Origin of the sequence: Faecalimonas sp. LCP19S3_D12, assembly GCF_052121495.1 — a bacterium.
Lineage (GTDB): Bacteria > Bacillota > Clostridia > Lachnospirales > Lachnospiraceae > Faecalimonas.
This window is the reverse complement of the sequence record NZ_JBQKED010000007.1, coordinates 1-16,198: the sequence shown is the minus strand read 5'-3', so window position 1 is coordinate 16,198 and position 16,198 is coordinate 1. Positions and strand designations below refer to the sequence as shown.

12 protein-coding genes are annotated in these 16,198 nt (G+C 39.9%); 2 read left to right on the top strand and 10 right to left on the bottom strand.

Annotation, left to right across the window (positions count from 1 at the left end):
• Positions 1 to 13: 13 nt before the first annotated feature.
• The 8 genes from thrC to ACTQXY_RS03280 all read right to left on the bottom strand — a co-directional run bounded on the left by thrC (position 14) and on the right by ACTQXY_RS03280 (position 10,444).
• Entirely contained in the window at positions 14 to 1,501 is a 1,488-nt protein-coding gene (thrC, locus tag ACTQXY_RS03315; RefSeq protein WP_441658253.1) for a threonine synthase, read from the bottom strand.
• A 104-nt stretch (positions 1,502 to 1,605) separates the two neighbouring features.
• Entirely contained in the window at positions 1,606 to 2,898 is a 1,293-nt protein-coding gene (locus ACTQXY_RS03310) for a Na+/H+ antiporter NhaC family protein (protein ID WP_441658252.1), read from the bottom strand.
• A gap of 101 nt (positions 2,899 to 2,999) precedes the next feature.
• Positions 3,000 to 3,491, bottom strand: coding sequence for a 3-isopropylmalate dehydratase small subunit (gene leuD / locus ACTQXY_RS03305; RefSeq protein WP_147611285.1), 492 nt, complete (start codon positions 3,489 to 3,491; stop codon positions 3,000 to 3,002).
• Complete coding sequence (gene leuC, locus ACTQXY_RS03300) at positions 3,491 to 4,765, bottom strand: 3-isopropylmalate dehydratase large subunit (RefSeq protein WP_441658251.1); 1,275 nt, start codon at positions 4,763 to 4,765, stop codon at positions 3,491 to 3,493. The genes leuD and leuC overlap by 1 nt, the downstream gene beginning before the upstream one ends.
• Before the next feature lie 76 nt (positions 4,766 to 4,841).
• Positions 4,842 to 5,468: a pilin N-terminal domain-containing protein gene (locus ACTQXY_RS03295; protein ID WP_441658250.1), complete on the bottom strand. Its 627-nt coding sequence runs from the start codon at positions 5,466 to 5,468 to the stop codon at positions 4,842 to 4,844.
• Positions 5,461 to 6,270 carry a class C sortase gene (locus ACTQXY_RS03290; RefSeq protein ID WP_441658249.1) on the bottom strand — a complete coding sequence of 270 codons (810 nt, stop codon included), beginning with the start codon at positions 6,268 to 6,270 and terminating at the stop codon, positions 5,461 to 5,463. The genes ACTQXY_RS03295 and ACTQXY_RS03290 overlap by 8 nt, the downstream gene beginning before the upstream one ends.
• Positions 6,271 to 6,287: 17 nt before the next feature.
• Positions 6,288 to 8,141, bottom strand: coding sequence for an isopeptide-forming domain-containing fimbrial protein (locus tag ACTQXY_RS03285; protein ID WP_441658248.1), 1,854 nt, complete (start codon positions 8,139 to 8,141; stop codon positions 6,288 to 6,290).
• Complete coding sequence (locus tag ACTQXY_RS03280; protein ID WP_441658298.1) at positions 8,138 to 10,444, bottom strand: SpaA isopeptide-forming pilin-related protein; 2,307 nt, start codon at positions 10,442 to 10,444, stop codon at positions 8,138 to 8,140. Before ACTQXY_RS03280 ends, ACTQXY_RS03285 begins: the two co-directional genes overlap by 4 nt.
• A gap of 273 nt (positions 10,445 to 10,717) precedes the next feature.
• Here ACTQXY_RS03280 and ACTQXY_RS03275 point away from each other — a divergent pair, with 273 nt between their 5' ends.
• On the top strand, positions 10,718 to 12,418 hold the full coding sequence (locus ACTQXY_RS03275; RefSeq protein ID WP_441658247.1) for a P-loop domain-containing protein: 1,701 nt from the start codon (positions 10,718 to 10,720) through the stop codon (positions 12,416 to 12,418).
• Between the two features lie 123 nt (positions 12,419 to 12,541).
• Positions 12,542 to 13,195, top strand: a complete 654-nt coding sequence (locus ACTQXY_RS03270; RefSeq protein WP_441658246.1) for a hypothetical protein — start codon at positions 12,542 to 12,544, stop codon at positions 13,193 to 13,195.
• A gap of 67 nt (positions 13,196 to 13,262) precedes the next feature.
• Here ACTQXY_RS03270 and ACTQXY_RS03265 read toward each other — a convergent pair whose 3' ends face one another.
• Positions 13,263 to 15,182 carry an NAD(+) synthase gene (locus ACTQXY_RS03265; protein ID WP_441658245.1) on the bottom strand — a complete coding sequence of 640 codons (1,920 nt, stop codon included), beginning with the start codon at positions 15,180 to 15,182 and terminating at the stop codon, positions 13,263 to 13,265.
• 21 nt (positions 15,183 to 15,203) lie between these two features.
• Positions 15,204 to 16,082 carry an Hsp33 family molecular chaperone HslO gene (gene hslO / locus ACTQXY_RS03260; protein WP_441658297.1) on the bottom strand — a complete coding sequence of 293 codons (879 nt, stop codon included), beginning with the start codon at positions 16,080 to 16,082 and terminating at the stop codon, positions 15,204 to 15,206.
• Between the last annotated feature and the right edge of the window lie 116 nt (positions 16,083 to 16,198).

Sequence of the window (16,198 nt, the reverse complement as noted above, 5' to 3'; positions counted from 1 at the left end):
ATATCCTCTTTTCTTATACACCCAGTATATCTTTTACAGTATTTTCCATCTTGTCCGCATCACATTCTCTTGTATGAACAATCTTGGCATCTCGAATTTCTTCAATTGCTTTTGGAATCTTGACACATGAAATCTTTTCCAGTTCCGATATCAAGTCAAATTCTTCCAACGCATCATACTTTTCATCAATGGAAGTCATCACACTTCTTGCAAATTTGTACGGACTTGCAGTAGATGCAATCACTGTTTTTCTCTCATCTTTGTTTTCCTCAAGATATGCTTTCCCAACCGATGCCGCAACTGCTGTATGCGTATCGATCACATATCCTGTAGATTTATAAATCTCAGAGATTGTCTTCTTCACCTGGTCTTCCGTTGCATATCCTGCCGCAAAATCATCCAGGTTGTCCTTCATCTCTTTTGAGATCTCATAAACACCCTGTGATTTTAATGCGCGCATCAAATCCTGATTCTTTACAGCATCCTGACCTGCAATGAGATAAATCAGACGCTCTAAATTGCTTGAAATCAAAATATCCATCGATGGCGATGTTGTCAAAATAAATTCTCGATTCTTATCATACACACCTGTTTGGAAGAAATCGAACAAGACTTTGTTCTCATTCGATGCGCATACAAGTTTTGCGATTGGAACTCCCATCTGTTTTGCGTAATATGCCGCCAAAATATTTCCGAAATTTCCAGTAGGAACAACTACATTAATCTGTTCTCCCTCTGCAATTTCTTCATTTTTAAGCAATTTTGCATATGCATACACATAGTATACAATCTGTGGCACAAGTCGACCGATGTTGATAGAATTAGCAGAAGAAAATTGATACCCCGCAGCATCCATCTCTTTTGCAAGCTCTTTATTTTCAAAAATTGCTTTCACACCACTTTGCGCATTATCAAAATTCCCATGTATTGCAACAACCGATGTATTGTCGCCTTTTTGTGTCACCATCTGAAGTTCCTGCACCTTGCTCACACCGTCTTTTGGATAGAATACAATAATCCTTGTCCCTTTTACATCCGCAAATCCTGCAAGCGCTGCCTTCCCAGTATCTCCGGAAGTCGCTGTCAGAATCACGATCTCATTCTTTACATTATTTTTCTTCGCAGAAGTCGTCAATAAATGTGGTAAAATGGACAATGCCATATCTTTAAAGGCAATGGTTGCTCCATGAAATAACTCTAAGTAATACATACCATCTGCTTTCACAAGAGGCGCAATCTCTTCAGTATCAAATTTTGAATCATATGCTTTTGTGATACAGCTTTTTAATTCTTCTTCCGTAAAATCGGTAAAAAACTGTTTCATCACCGCATATGCAGTCTCTTGATAAGACATCTCTTTCAGTGTCCCCATATCGACATCCAGCTTTGGAATCATCACCGGAACAAAAAGCCCTCCGTCATCTGCAAGACCTTTTAAAATTGCCTCGGAAGCTGTCACTGTTTTTTCTGCGTTTCTTGTACTTTTATACAATAAATTCATCTCAACCACCCTTTTTCACATTTTTTCACTATAGATATAAATATATCACAAAACTCGCGACTTCGCAATTTCGTTTTTTGCTGCGACGGACATTTGTCACTCTGCTACATACGTTTCCGTTCTTTTCGGAACAAAATAAAGCAGATTGCACTAATCGCCATGAAAATCGGATAATACAGATACGGTATGATCTCAAACGGTGTAAGCGCCGTTAATGTTGCTGCGGAAAGAAGTTGTGCTCCATATGGGATCAACCCTTGTCCCACGGATGTAAAAATATCCAAAAGGGAAGCTGAACGTTTCGGATCAATGTCAAACTCTTCGCTGATTTCCTTTGCAATCGGTCCCGCCATTACAATTGCAACCGTATTATTCGCCGTACATGCATCAACCAAAAGAGAGAGTCCGGCAATTCCAAGTTCTCCACCTCGTCTTCCGCTGATTTTCGATTTGATCAGATTTAAAATAAACTGAATACCGCCATATTCCTTTACAAGCGAAACAATACATGCCACAACGATTGAAATCACCGTAATATCGTACATTCCTGTCACACCATCTCCAATTACGCTGAACATCTCAGACACTGCAAGTGTTCCTGTCGCCACACCTACAATAAGAGACAAAACGGTTCCACTAATCAGCACTACAAATACATTAATTCCAATCAGGGCACCGACCAAAACAAGAATATATGGAAGTACTTGCCATAAATTATATGTAAGCTCTTCAGTTATTTCATAATTTCCATTCCTTGTAATAATCAGGAATATGATAATTGTAACGATTGCTGCTGGAAGTACAATCAGAAAGTTCGCCTTAAATTTATCTTTCATCTCACATCCCTGTGTCTTTACTGCTGCAATCGTAGTATCTGAAATCATCGATAAGTTATCACCAAACATCGCACCACACACAACTGCACCAATGCAAATTGCCATCTCATAACCAGTCTTTTCACTGATCCCAACAGCAATCGGTGCAAGTGCTGCAATCGTTCCCATCGACGTTCCCATTGATACTGAGATAAAGCAACCAATAACAAAAAGACCGACAACCGCAACATTGGACGGCAATACTGAAAGTCCAAAATTAACTGTACTCTCCACACCACCTGCTGCTGTCACCGCCCCGGAAAATCCTCCGGCACACAAGAAAATAAGACTCATCGTAATAATATTCTCATCTCCTACGCCTTTTGAAATGACTGACAATTTCTCCGCAAATGACAATTCTTTGTTTTGCATAAATGCTACTGCCAACCCAATCAAAAACGCTACGATTGCAGGCATCGCATAAAAATCTCCTGTTACAATACCGGAACCTAAAAAGATTACCAGAAATGCTCCTATTGGGAGCAGGGCTACCACCCTTCCTTTGTTCTCTACTTGATTCATTCTTTTCCTCCTTTTTCGTAAAGTTGCCTTATTGTATCATATATTTCCCCGGCAATCAAATACCCCGGCATAAAAATCTAATGCCGGGGTATCTTTTTCTATTATTTTTTCTTACTGTTTGTATAATTTACTAATCCGCCTACCTCAATCAGCTTCTGCATAAATTCCGGAAATGGTTGTCCCTGAAACTCTGTTCCTTTCGTACGATTATAAATCTTTCCGCTGTCAAAATCCACTTCCACTTCGTCTCCTGCTTCAATCCCATTCGCTGCTTCCGGACATTCAATGATCGGAAGTCCGATATTGATTGCATTTCGATAAAAGATTCTGGCAAATGTCTCTGCAATCACACAGCTTACACCCGCTTCTTTCAGGCAAAGCGGTGCATGTTCTCTTGAAGAACCACATCCAAAATTTTTATTTGCGACAATCATATCACCCGGTTTTACTTTTTTTGCAAATTCTGGATCAATATCTACCATCGCATGGCTTGCTAATTCTTTTCCGTCAAAAGAATTTAAGTATCTTGCCGGAATGATTACATCTGTATCTACGTTATCTCCATATTTAAATACATGTCCTAATGCTTTCATTATTTGTCACCTACTTTCTCTGGATTGGCAATGCATCCTGCAATCGCGCTTGCCGCTGCTACTTCCGGAGATGCCAGATAAATAAGTGAATCTACATGTCCCATTCTTCCCACGAAGTTACGATTTGTTGTAGATACACATTTCTCACCTGCTGCCATAACTCCCATATGTCCTCCCATACAAGGTCCGCAGCTCGGAGTATTGAACGCACATCCCGCCTCAATAAATGTTGTCACAAGTCCTTCTTCAATACATTGTAAATAAATCTTTTGTGTTGCCGGAATTACCATCACACGTACATCCGCATGCACTTTATGTCCCTTCAAAACCGCTGCCGCTCTGCGCATATCTTCCATTCTTCCGTTTGTACAAGAGCCAATCACTACCTGATCAATCTTAATCGGTTCCATCTTTTCTACTTCGTCAATTGTCTTTGCGTTGCCCGGCAAATGCGGAAAAGCTACTGTTGGTCTCACCTTTGACAAATCAATCTCTACCACTTCGTCATATTCGGCATCCTCATCAGCAGTATAAACCTTATACTCTTTCTCGGAATGTTCTTTCATATAAGCTTCCGCTTTTTCATCTACGATGAAAATACCATTTTTAGCACCGGCTTCAATCGCCATATTCGCCATTGTAAAACGGTCATCCATAGAAAGATTCGCAATACCATCTCCTACAAATTCCATCGATTTGTACAGTGCTCCATCAACTCCGATTTTTCCTATAATATGTAAAATAATATCTTTTCCGCTGACATATTTCCCCGGCTTTCCGGTGAGCACAAACTTGATTGCACTTGGCACTTTAAACCACAATTCTCCTGTTGCCATACCAGTTGCAACATCCGTCGTACCTACGCCTGTAGAAAACGCTCCAAGTGAGCCATATGTGCAGGTATGAGAATCCGCACCGATGATACATTCACCTGCAACTACAATTCCTTTTTCTGGCAGAATCGCATGTTCAATCCCCATTTGCCCGATTTCAAAATAATGTGTCAGGCACTGACATTTTGAAAACTCACGGATTGATTTTGAATTTTCTGCTGATTTAATATCTTTATTTGGCGTAAAATGATCCGGTACTAACACTACCTTATCTTTGTCAAACACTTTATCTGCCATCTGATAAAACACCGGAACCGCCATCGGTCCTGTAATATCATTTGCCATAACCACATCTAGCTTGGCTTCAATCAATTGTCCTGCAGTTACAGATTCTAATCCTGCATGCGCGGCAAGAATCTTCTGCGTCATAGTCATTCCCATTTGGATGTCCTCCTTTTCCTGTTCTGTCTGATATTCTATCATATTAAAAAAGGATGTGACAAGGTGCGATATTAACCTATTTCTTCTTTTCCTTCATTCTCCACATACATAAAATCGCTCCAACAACCCCCATACTCATACCCATGCCATACCATATTTTTGACATTTCATCTCCTGTCTTAACCGCTTCTTTCTTGGGTTTTTCACGAATCGAAGTATGCTTTGGAATTACTTCAATCTCATAAATCATCTCACCACTTTGCTCATTCCATGTTGGCATCGCAACAAGAAATGGTGAAATACAATCATAATCTTTTGTCTCTTTTGCCGTAATCAAGTACACACCTTCACTGAGATCTTGTATCTCCGCTTCACCATTTCGATCTGTCTGAATGCTGCCATCCATTCTCTCACAAAGTTCCCCCAATTCCGTCGCAACTTCTTCCAACTGCTCTGCGGTTTCAATTTGATCCAAATCTATATTGGATGTTGCAAACCGTCCTCTCATCTCGTAACTTCCATCTTTCCAATCCGCTACTTTTATATAAGAAAATTCAACTCCTTCTTTTTTTGTTCCCTCTTTTCCATCTGTTAAGATAATATGAATTTTCCCATAGGTTTCTCCTTTTGCTGCCTCTACACTGCCCCCCATTAAAAATAGTGCAGACACAAACACTATTAATATGTTCTTCGTTTTAAACATCTTCTCCTCCTGTTTTTTTCTTAGGTATAAAGACAGATATAAAAAATGCAATTGGGAGACATGCAAAGCACACTTCTCTTATAGAAGGAACACTTTTTCTAAATTGCAGCCCTTCCTTTTTCTGGTAAGCTACTCTTCTTCCTGTCACTACAAGGCGATGTGTGTTTAATCCATACGGGGTACATGTGACAAGTGAGACCAAATCTTCACCTCGTTTAGGTTCTATGGCTTGTATATCCTCCGGTTCAATCACTTCAATCTCTGATACCTCATAGGCAAGAGTCTTTTCACAGACATCTAAAAAAAACAAATCTCCTTCTTTCATTTCATCTAGTCTGGTAAACAACTTGGAACTTGGAAGCCCTCTATGCCCGGTGAGCACACATCTTGTATTCTCCCCTCCAACTGGAAGTGCTGTACCTTCCATGTGACCTGCTCCAGCAGCCAAGACTTCCTCTTCTGTTCCGTGATAAATGGGTAGCTCTACATTAATCTTAGGTATTGAAAGAGTTCCCATAATTCCTGTTTGAGAAACATTCAAAAGCGTTTCATAATGTTCCTTACGAAGCACTTTTTCCACCACTCCCGCCACAATTTTTCCATGCATCTGTGCTAGCATTTCGTTATAATATTGTGCCGATTCCCACACTAATTGCATATCTATTGTCTCTTTTACATCTTTTTTGTATGTTGCAATCGCTTTTTTCTGCCTATTATGCTCAATTCGACTACTCACAATCGGATAAGAGCAAAGAAACAATCCAGTTACAAAACACAATACCGTTATTATTTTTTGTTTCATATTTTCAATACCTGAATTTACTGATTTTTACAATTGTCTGATTTTCTATGACGATAAATGATAGAACTTGCCAATAAAAATATACCTGTCCCGGCTAAAAAAAGCATAGCTGATGACCCAGTCACTGGTAATTTTTTTCCTGCCGTATTAATGATATTTAAGTTTACTGCCCCATCCTTATTATCCGTCACAAGCGCTGTGTGTCGTTCTTCCAATGCTCCGTCTAAAAATTCTTTTATATATACATTTGCCTCTAATTTCTTCAAAATTTTTTCGGTGCCACCGTCTCCCTTCATATAACTATTTCGCCCTTCCGTGAAAATTGCTTTCAATTCCAATACGATCGGATCAAGAAGTGGACGGTATCCAGTCGGTGCCTCTGTTTCCTTCAGATAGTACGTTCCACTATCTAGACCAAAAATCACAAAATTGCCACTTTGATCTGATTCCATCTCAACAGCTTCTTTCGGAACAGTATTTCCCGCTAAATCACGATTGATCACACAATAGCCCGATGCTATTTTCTTTACGTACACTTCGTTCTTTAACCCTTCATCTGAATACAAACGAAACTTTGCTCCTTCTAATTTTGTTCCCTGATCGTTCGTTTTTAATCCATTCAATTTATAAGTAAAACATACGACTGTGTCCCACGGAGTATATCCTGTACTCCCCTCTCCATTAGAGTCTGGATCATTTGAGAACTCTAAACGTACATCGTTCTCAAATCCGGGTCTACCTGTATCTTCCACCGCTTTCTCATTTAATGTTGCTTCATATGTCAATACTACTTTCTGCCCATATACATTTTCATTCATCGCATTTTTCCTGTCAAACTCTCGATCTACGATTAATTTCAGATCTTTGATTTCTATTTTAAATGTCTCTTCATTTCCCGGATTTGTAAATACTTGAAATTCATCTCTTCCTAATGTGTAATATTTTGATTGAGAACTAGATGTCGCATATATTGTAATGTTGACAGAATCCTCATGGAATGTCAGTTCTTCATCCATGCGATCATGCCAGGCATAATAGTACGTATTATAACCATTAATATTTGGAATATTCGATTCATATCTATACGGAACAGTCTGCCCAATTTCATAGTCTGCGATATCATTCCATCCATCATTTCCAATAGATTCTCTTTTGTCATCTTCCTGAATCTTTTTTGTTACACTTGGATAATCAGATTTCACATTCATATCTGCATCTGGATTCGCTGTTGTCACAATACAAAGAGACGAGGAGGCATGACTTCCATTTACACTACTTATCTCATCGGCCATGTAGTACCCATAGTCTAACCCTCCGATTACAATCGAGTTATCTTTTCTCGTCTCTGTTACCATCACCACATCTGTCTCCACCTGATCTTCCACAATCTGATCTCTCAATTTTTCAACAAAATACCGATAGGAACTATAGCTTCCTTCTAACCGCTGCTCTGCGTCTGCACCTTCTATCTGATTATTGTTCAGTGACTGAATATAATCAATCACCTCATACTCTGTCACTTGTGTTGCATTCTTATTAAGCGCTTTACCTACAACTATTTTCACTGATTTCTCGTAGTTTGGATTGAGTGTATATTGGATAGATTCTCCACCAGATGCATTTTCTGCGCGAAAGAGCTGATATATACGAAATATTTTTCCACGGAGAGACTGTCCACCATTTCCTCGAATTGTGATACTGGCATTTCCTCTTTCAAAATCAGCTGTTCCTGTCGGAGTCTCTACAGAATCGCAATTCTTTGTTTCTGTTTCACGTGATGCCAACACTTTCGTAGTTCCAACTCCTCCCGAAACGAACAACATGGTCATACAAATCGAAATACACATCACTTTTATTATTTTATTTTTCATGATTCCATTCTCCTTCTTCTTTTTTGCTGTCCGACTGCAAACAGACACAATACCCCACCGGTTGTTACAATCGGAATCATCCATTTTGAACCTGTATCGGGAAGCTTCATACCTGTTTCATTGATTACTGTCACATGAATTTCCCTGTCTGCTTTCGTTCCCCCTACGGTAAACATGCCATTTTGATCCGATGCATCATATTCTTTTCCATTTACATAAAAGATAAATCGATCTTCTGTCGGAATACTTTCTACCCGAAGTTCATATAGCAAAGGTCTTCCTAATAAATCTGTAGGGATACGATATCCGTCTGGTGCTTTTGTCTCCTTCATATAATATAGCTTTCCAATCTCCAAATCTTTTAAATCTAAAATTCCATTTACATCTGTCTTTCCTTTCATCACTTCGTTCTCACATGTTTTCTCCGTGTACAATGTAAACTCTGCTCCTTCCAGACGTTTTCCTTTTTGATTTTCTTTGTGAACCAAAAGAGAAAACGGTGCCAGTGGATCTTCCATTTTGACAATCATATTTCCTTCCTTTGTCACTTCTATTTCTGTCTTTCCAAGAGTATTGTCTATTTTGGATGTAATTCGAATACGGTTATTGGACGCAACGTGAAATTCAATTACATTCCCATTCAACAGATAGCCATCCATCACTGCAATTTCCCGTATTCGATGTGTACCATACTGTAATCCCTTCAGTGTCAATTCTCCATTTTCATCCGTTTTCACGACTTCCTTTGTTCCATCTGGCTTTTCATGTTCAAAATCTACTCCTGGAATTGGAATATCCGACTCTTCCTGCTTTTTAACCAAATCCAATCTCAAAATTTGTTCTGAAACTACGGGTGTCTCATATGTGTCTACCCATTCTGCGTCTCCCTCTGCTGTAATTTGGCTTACGAATACTTCCGAATTCAGTAAGTATCCTTCTGGAGCTTTCGTCTCCTGAATCGTAAGTGTCCCAATCGGAACCCCTGGTTGTTCATTCAAATTCTCATATAACTTATCCCCCGACACTAGATACTTCTTTTCATACGAACATTGTCCATTTTCATCTGTCTCAAACACCCATGTTCGCTTTGGTATTTTACCTAACTTTGCCGGATCCATATTTTCCCCCCATAATCCATCATAATATTTTACAGTGAATCTCGCTCCGCGCAGTGTGGCATTTCCTTGTGGTCTGTTTTCCCCTGTATTCATATCTACTTTTTTAAGAAGTACCTTAATTGGGCAAAGTTGTGGCACATCTGCAAACCGCACAGTGCTTTCACTCCCCGCCGATACAGTCACCATTTTTATATCTCGATTTAATGCATATCCTTTTGGCGCCCTAATTTCTTTCACATAATAAGTGCCTGCAGACAACGTGAGTTCATTCGAAATTCCATTTGCATCCGTTTGAAGTATACCTACTTGCTCCTCCGCCGAACAAGATTCCTTGCTATATACACCAAATTCTGCACCTTCCAGAGAATAGCCGCTATTTTGATCTGTCACAATAGGATTCCCCGATTCTTTTTCTAATTTTACAATTCCAAATGGTTTATATGTTCCACCCCACTTGCTCAACGGCTGACCTGAACCTTCATAAATTGTTCCATATGCATCTTGGAAGTACTTATAATTATTTTTTGCCCATACCATTCCATTTGCCATGTATTCACTTTTATGTGTTGAAATCAAATGTCCCCAATTACAATTCACACCATTACCAGTCTCTATTACAGCGTTGCCATACCAGTGATGTACTTCATTCAACACCCACCAGACAGCACACTGCTTAAGCAGATATCCATAATTATCACTAATTCCACCACACATATAATGATCATAATAATAAAACATTGCCGCAATCATCTGAATCGTGGTCTGATTATAATACCTTGAAGCATCTACTGCAGTCTTATAGCCCGAACGAAACGAAAGTGTTGGATTTGCACAGTACAATGACTCTCCACTACTAGCTCCCAATCTCCCTTCGTTCCAATGCTCTAAAACTACCCACGGAACACCATCCGGCGCAGTCTGATTGTAATCTACAATATCAATTGCACCTACATTCGCCTCCAACACCTGCGTATAAATACTGCTTTTGGTTATAAATTCTGGCTTTGAAATTTTGTCGCATCCCTCCACGGTGCCGACTCCTACCTCTCGCAGAATTTTCCGTATTTCCTCGGCCATCCGAAGCTTTTCTTCCACAGAAGGGGAATTCTTCGTGTCCTTGGCATAAACACTCAGTGCACCAAAAACAATTGCGCAGATTAAGACAAATGAAAAAAGTCGTTTCATTTTTTTCAAACTTTTTCCTCCAATCTAAAATTTGCCTGTTAATATAGTTTCTCTTGTGCGATCCTCCTTTCCGTTTTCAAATTGTTCTCGTTTTGGATACTTGGGATGATCATCCCTTTTGAATAATTGAATTGCTCTTAGACGAGTGCCTTTATCATAGTCTCATTCCATCCATTTGTCAACAGAAAAAAATAAATAATAAAATAAAAACTAGAAACGTTTCTTATTCTCTGATAAAATAAATATATTTCAAAAGAAAGAAGGAATTTTATTATGGCTATACAGTCTTCTGCAGCCCTGCAGACTTTATTAAATCAAATACACCGTAAAAGTTATCCAGCTTACAAAGAAACGAAAGGTATCTATCAGTTCGACCACTATGTGCTCTCTATCGACCACGTGCAGGGAGACCCGTTTGCCTCCCCATCCAAAGTGAGCATCCGTGTTCTCGGAAAAGATGCTTGTTTTCCATCTATACTGTATGACAGTTATGAAAAAAGGATTGCACTTCAAGATTGCCTGACTCGCAAATTTCACCAGGGGATTGACCGTTATAATTTTAAGGCAAAGGGTTCTGGGAAAAGCGGATTATTGTCCATCAGCCAATGCAGGCAGGAAATTTTAGAGCGTACTGCCTGCACAATTCAGCCTAAAAACGGAGATATTGTACTTCGAATGGAAATCGGATTCCCAGCAAACGGACGAACGATCAATGCACAAGAGCTCATTCGAATCTTGTTTGATTTTCTTCCTAACTGCGTGTATAACACCTTGTTTTATGCAAAATTGAACCACCAGAAATTACAGCAGATCCATGATCTCGCAGAAGATCAGGCATACATTCGTCACGAGCTAAAAAGACGAAACCTCGTAGCTTTTGTTGCAAACGGATCGGTTCTTCCAAGAGAATCTGGTATTTCACCACAGCCGCTGAAAGATGCCGTGCCTTTTTCTTCTCCTGCTTCTCTTGAAGTTACGATGTCTCTTCCACATAAGGGCGAGCTTACCGGAATGGGGATCCCAAAAGGAATTACATTGATTGTAGGCGGTGGATATCACGGAAAGTCAACACTGCTCAACGCTTTGGAACTCGGTGTCTATAATCATATAGCAGGTGACGGCAGAGAGTACGTTGTCACAGATGACACTGCCGTAAAACTCCGTGCAGAAGACGGGCGCAGTATTAAACACACAGATATTTCTATGTTTATCAACAATCTGCCAAACGGCAAAGATACTGTTTCTTTTTATACTGAAGACGCCAGCGGAAGTACTTCACAGGCTGCCAATGTCATCGAGGCGATGGAGACCGGTTCGTCACTGTTTCTGATTGATGAGGACACCAGTGCAACAAACTTTATGATCCGCGACGAACTGATGCAGCGCGTTGTCAACCGCAACAAAGAACCAATCACACCATTTATTGAGCGTGCCCGAATGCTCTTTGAACAATATGGTATTTCTTCCATCATCGTAGCCGGAAGCTCTGGATCCTATTTTCATATTGCAGATTTGATTTTGCAGATGGATCAATACGTGCCATTTAATATCACGGACTTTGCCAAGCAGGAAGCAAAAGCCTTTCCATTGCCACATTATGACCATTTGGCGATTCCTAATGTGCCGGATTACAAACGTATTCCCAAACCAAATTCTGGATTTCGGTCGCAGGGAAAATGCAAGGTTAAGACACTTGGAAAAGATGCTGTACAAATCAACCGGGAAACGATTGATCTGCGCTACGTGGAGCAGCTTGCCGACTCCGAACAGACAACTGCACTCGGATACATCATCAAGCATTTAGAAAGTAATGCAATTGACGGAAAAAAGAACTTGCAGACATTAGTAGATACTCTGTATCAAACATTTGAACAAAACGGATTTTCCAGCATTGCACCGAACACAAACATGGCACTTCCGCGCAGACAAGAAATATTTGCGGCATTGAATCGTTATCGAAAACTAAATTTATAGATTTGTTTGTTTTTAACTAGTTTCCTTTTATTTTTCGACATTTTTTTTATTAAATGACTAGTAATTGTGAAAATTCTGTGATAAAATTATAAAAAATTTTTCCAAAAATAAGGAGGATAACTTATGAAAAAATTTAAAAATGTGATTGTAGCTTTATTGGTACTGATTATGGGAACTCTTTCCGGATGTGCTGCTTTTCAAAAATTTGACGCATCTGGATACACAAAGGCCTGTTTGGACGCAACGTACAAAGGTGAGTTTGATGAATATATAAAACTCACAAAGCAGACAAAAGAAGATGCCGAAAAGACCTATAACCAAAACTTAGAGCTTGCCACACAACAGTTGACAGCTGTTGGTGTTTCAGAAGAATTATCTGAAAAATATATGCAACTTTTCACTGACTTGTTTAAAAATACAAAATACACTGTAAAAGAGGCAAAAGAAGACAAAGATAAAAATTACACAGTAGAAGTTGAGATTGAACCTGCTCAGGTATTTGAAGGTGTGTTAGAAGCTACACAGGCTGAAGTTGAAACACTTGTTACTGCACAGGCTGAAAGCGGTACAATTCCTTCTCAAGATGAAATTATTGAACAGACTTTCCAAATCTTATATGACAAAGTTTCTGCTAACATGAAGAATATAACTTACGGTGAAAAACAGGTTATAGAAATCAGTGTAACAAAAGATTCTAATAATGTATATTCTATTTCACAAGAAGACTATTTAAAATTAGATGCAGCAATGTATGACAAAAATAATTTATCTCTATAATATAACTTATCTCTATAATAACAAGGACGGGAAAATTTCCCGTCCTTATTCATTACATTCTTAAATTCTAATTGCAGATATCTTCCAAATCTCTCAACCAGATATTCGCGCATGCGTCACTTGGCATTCGAAGATCCCCACGCGGTGACAGTGCAACACTTCCTGTCTTCGGTCCATCCGGCAGGCAGGAACGTTTGAACTGCTGTGCAAAGAATCGTCGATAAAATGTATTGAGCCATTTTAAAATCGTATTCTTGTCATACATTCCTTCAAATGTCTGTCTTGCAAGACGATAAATCTTAGAAGGTGCATATCCAAATCGCATCATATAATACAGATAAAAATCATGCAGTTCATATGGTCCCACAAGATCTTCTGTCTTCTGTGCGATTTCCCCTTCTTTTGGCGGAAGGAGCTCCGGACTTACCGGCGTGTCTAAAATATCCACTAACACTTCCTGTAACTCTTTGTCTTCACAAGTATCTGCACAATATTGCACAAGGTGTCGAACCAGTGTCTTCGGCACAGAAGAATTTACCCCGTACATTGACATATGGTCTCCATTGTAAGTTGCCCATCCAAGCGCAAGTTCGGACATATCCCCTGTGCCAATCACCATTCCGCCTGTCTGATTAGCAATGTCCATCAGCACCTGTGTTCGCTCACGTGCCTGCGCATTTTCATACGTCACATCATGTTTCTCTTCAGAATGACCGATATCTCGGAAATGTACCCTCACTGCATCCTGAATATTTACTTCACGAAGTGTTGCCCCAAGCTTTTTCGTCAAGACACATGCATTTTGGTATGTTCTGTCAGTTGTTCCAAAGCAAGGCATTGTGACAGCTTCTATGCAGCTTCTGTCTATTCCCTGCAAATCAAACGCCTTTGCCGTCACAAGCAACGCCAACGTAGAATCCAATCCTCCTGAAATCCCAACGACTGCACTCTTACAATTAGTATGATTCAGACGTTTTTTTAGTCCCATCGCCTGAATCATCAAAGATTCTTCACAGCATCTATTTCTCAGACTTTCATTCTCCGGCACAAATGGCAATTTTTCAAAAGTTCTTGTAAGTTTCGTATCTTCCACCTTAATTGAAAATGGAACACGAATAAATCGATCTAAGTCTTCCTCCATCTGGAAAGTCGTATTTTTTCTTCTTTCACTGACGATTCGATCCACATCGATCTCACTGTAAATAGTCTCATTCATAAAGCGTTCTGATTCGCTTAAGATGCTTCCATTTTCAGCGATAATATTGTGTCCACCGAACACTACATCTGTGGTTGACTCTCCATCTCCTGCATTTGCATACACATATCCCGCAATGAGTCTTGCAGACTGTCCGGAAATCAGCTGCTTGCGGTACGCATCTTTCCCAACTGTCTCATCGCTTGCAGAGCAGTTTACCACAATTGTTGTACCGGCAAGTGCCGCCTGAATACTCGGCGGAACCGGAGACCACACATCCTCGCAAACCTCAGCTGATACAACTAAATTCGGAAGTTCTTCACACGCAAATAAAATCTGCGGTCCAAATGGAATCTCTTCCTCCCCATACGGAATCCAATCTGCCTTTTTAGGTCCCGGCTGGAATTGCCGCATTTCATAAAATTCACTATAGTTTGGAAGGAACGTCTTCGTTACCATCCCAATCACTTCACCATCGCATACTGCTGCCGCAACATTATACAACTTATTGCACACGACATATGGGAGACCGACAAAAAATAATCCGTCTTTTCCTGTTGTGTAAGCGGCAATCTCTTCCAGTGCCTTTGCTGACTGACTCAGCAAAATGTCCTGTGAAAATAAGTCTCCACAGGTGTATCCGGTAATACAAAGCTCCGGAAACACTACAATCTTTGCTCCATTTTCAATTGTCTCGTCAATCAGACGAAAGATCTCCCGCTTATTGTGTTCCACATCTGCAACTTTCGTGTTCAGTGTTGCCGCAGCCACTTTTACAAATCCGTCTCTCATCTCAACGGACCTCCTCTCTCATTACCTGCTTCTTTTTATAATCTCTTTCAGTTCATCTACTGTAAATTTATAATTCGTATTGCAGAAATGGCAGTTGACTTCAATCTCTTTTCCGTCATCGATCATCTCCTGAATATCTTTTTTCCCGATACTCACAATCGCTTTTTCTACTCTTTCTTTTGTACAGTTACAGTAAAATCTAGTTGGAACCGTATCTGTAAATTCTACATCCATCCCCTCAAGAACCGTCTCTAAAATCTGCTCCGGTGTGTAACCTTTATCCAGCATTGCTGTCACAGAATCAATTTTTTTAATATTTTCTTCCAGTTTATCAAGCACTGCATCTTCGACAAAAGGCATGACCTGAATGATAAAACCACCTGCCTGTTTGACAGTATTATCTTTTTCCATCAGCACACCAAGTCCAACAGACGACGGAACCTGCTCTGATGTCGCAAAGTAGTAAGTCAAATCCTCCGCAATCTCACTCGTCTGCAGAATTGTCTGTCCTACATATGGCTCTTTCAATCCCATATCTTTGATGACACTCAAAACTCCCAGATCAAGCGCTGCAGCCACATCAAGCTTTCCGGCTTTGCTTGGCGGAAGCATTACATCCGGATTCTCCACATAGCCTTTTACATTTCCATTTACATCGGCAGTCACAGTAAGACCTTTGATCGGTCCTTCACATTTGATCTGGATCGTCAGCAGATCCTTTTCGTTTTTCATCATGGTTCCCATCATGGCTCCCCCGGTCAACAGTCGTCCGAGTGCCGCCGTTGCCACCGGGCTTGTATTGTGATTCTGTCTTGCAGTCTCCACAACATCTCTTGTTGTCGCAGCAAACGCTCTGATCTGGTTATTTGCCGCTGTTGCTCTTACAATATAATCTTTCATCGTTTTATCCATTCCTTTCGCTTCGCTCAGGCACAAAACGTAATGAAAATGTTTCCCTGAGCTTATTTTTTCTTTATAATTCTTCTTGTAGGGAACTCGGTATACTACAAATCACG

Excerpts from the sequence above, each read along its gene's own strand:
- thrC (WP_441658253.1), bottom strand. The coding sequence starts at position 1,501 with ATGAATTTATTGTATAAAAGTACAAGAAACGCAGAAAAAACAGTGACA.
- ACTQXY_RS03310 (WP_441658252.1), bottom strand. The coding sequence starts at position 2,898 with ATGAATCAAGTAGAGAACAAAGGAAGGGTGGTAGCCCTGCTCCCAATA.
- leuC (WP_441658251.1), bottom strand. The coding sequence starts at position 4,765 with ATGGGAATGACTATGACGCAGAAGATTCTTGCCGCGCATGCAGGATTA.
- ACTQXY_RS03290 (WP_441658249.1), bottom strand. The coding sequence starts at position 6,270 with ATGAAACAAAAAATAATAACGGTATTGTGTTTTGTAACTGGATTGTTT.
- ACTQXY_RS03285 (WP_441658248.1), bottom strand. The coding sequence starts at position 8,141 with ATGAAAAATAAAATAATAAAAGTGATGTGTATTTCGATTTGTATGACC.
- ACTQXY_RS03295 (WP_441658250.1), bottom strand. The coding sequence starts at position 5,468 with ATGTTTAAAACGAAGAACATATTAATAGTGTTTGTGTCTGCACTATTT.
- leuD (WP_147611285.1), bottom strand. The coding sequence starts at position 3,491 with ATGAAAGCATTAGGACATGTATTTAAATATGGAGATAACGTAGATACA.
- ACTQXY_RS03275 (WP_441658247.1), top strand. The coding sequence starts at position 10,718 with ATGGCTATACAGTCTTCTGCAGCCCTGCAGACTTTATTAAATCAAATA.
- ACTQXY_RS03270 (WP_441658246.1), top strand. The coding sequence starts at position 12,542 with ATGAAAAAATTTAAAAATGTGATTGTAGCTTTATTGGTACTGATTATG.
- hslO (WP_441658297.1), bottom strand. The coding sequence starts at position 16,082 with ATGAAAGATTATATTGTAAGAGCAACAGCGGCAAATAACCAGATCAGA.
- ACTQXY_RS03280 (WP_441658298.1), bottom strand. The coding sequence starts at position 10,444 with ATGAAACGACTTTTTTCATTTGTCTTAATCTGCGCAATTGTTTTTGGT.
- ACTQXY_RS03265 (WP_441658245.1), bottom strand. The coding sequence starts at position 15,182 with ATGAGAGACGGATTTGTAAAAGTGGCTGCGGCAACACTGAACACGAAA.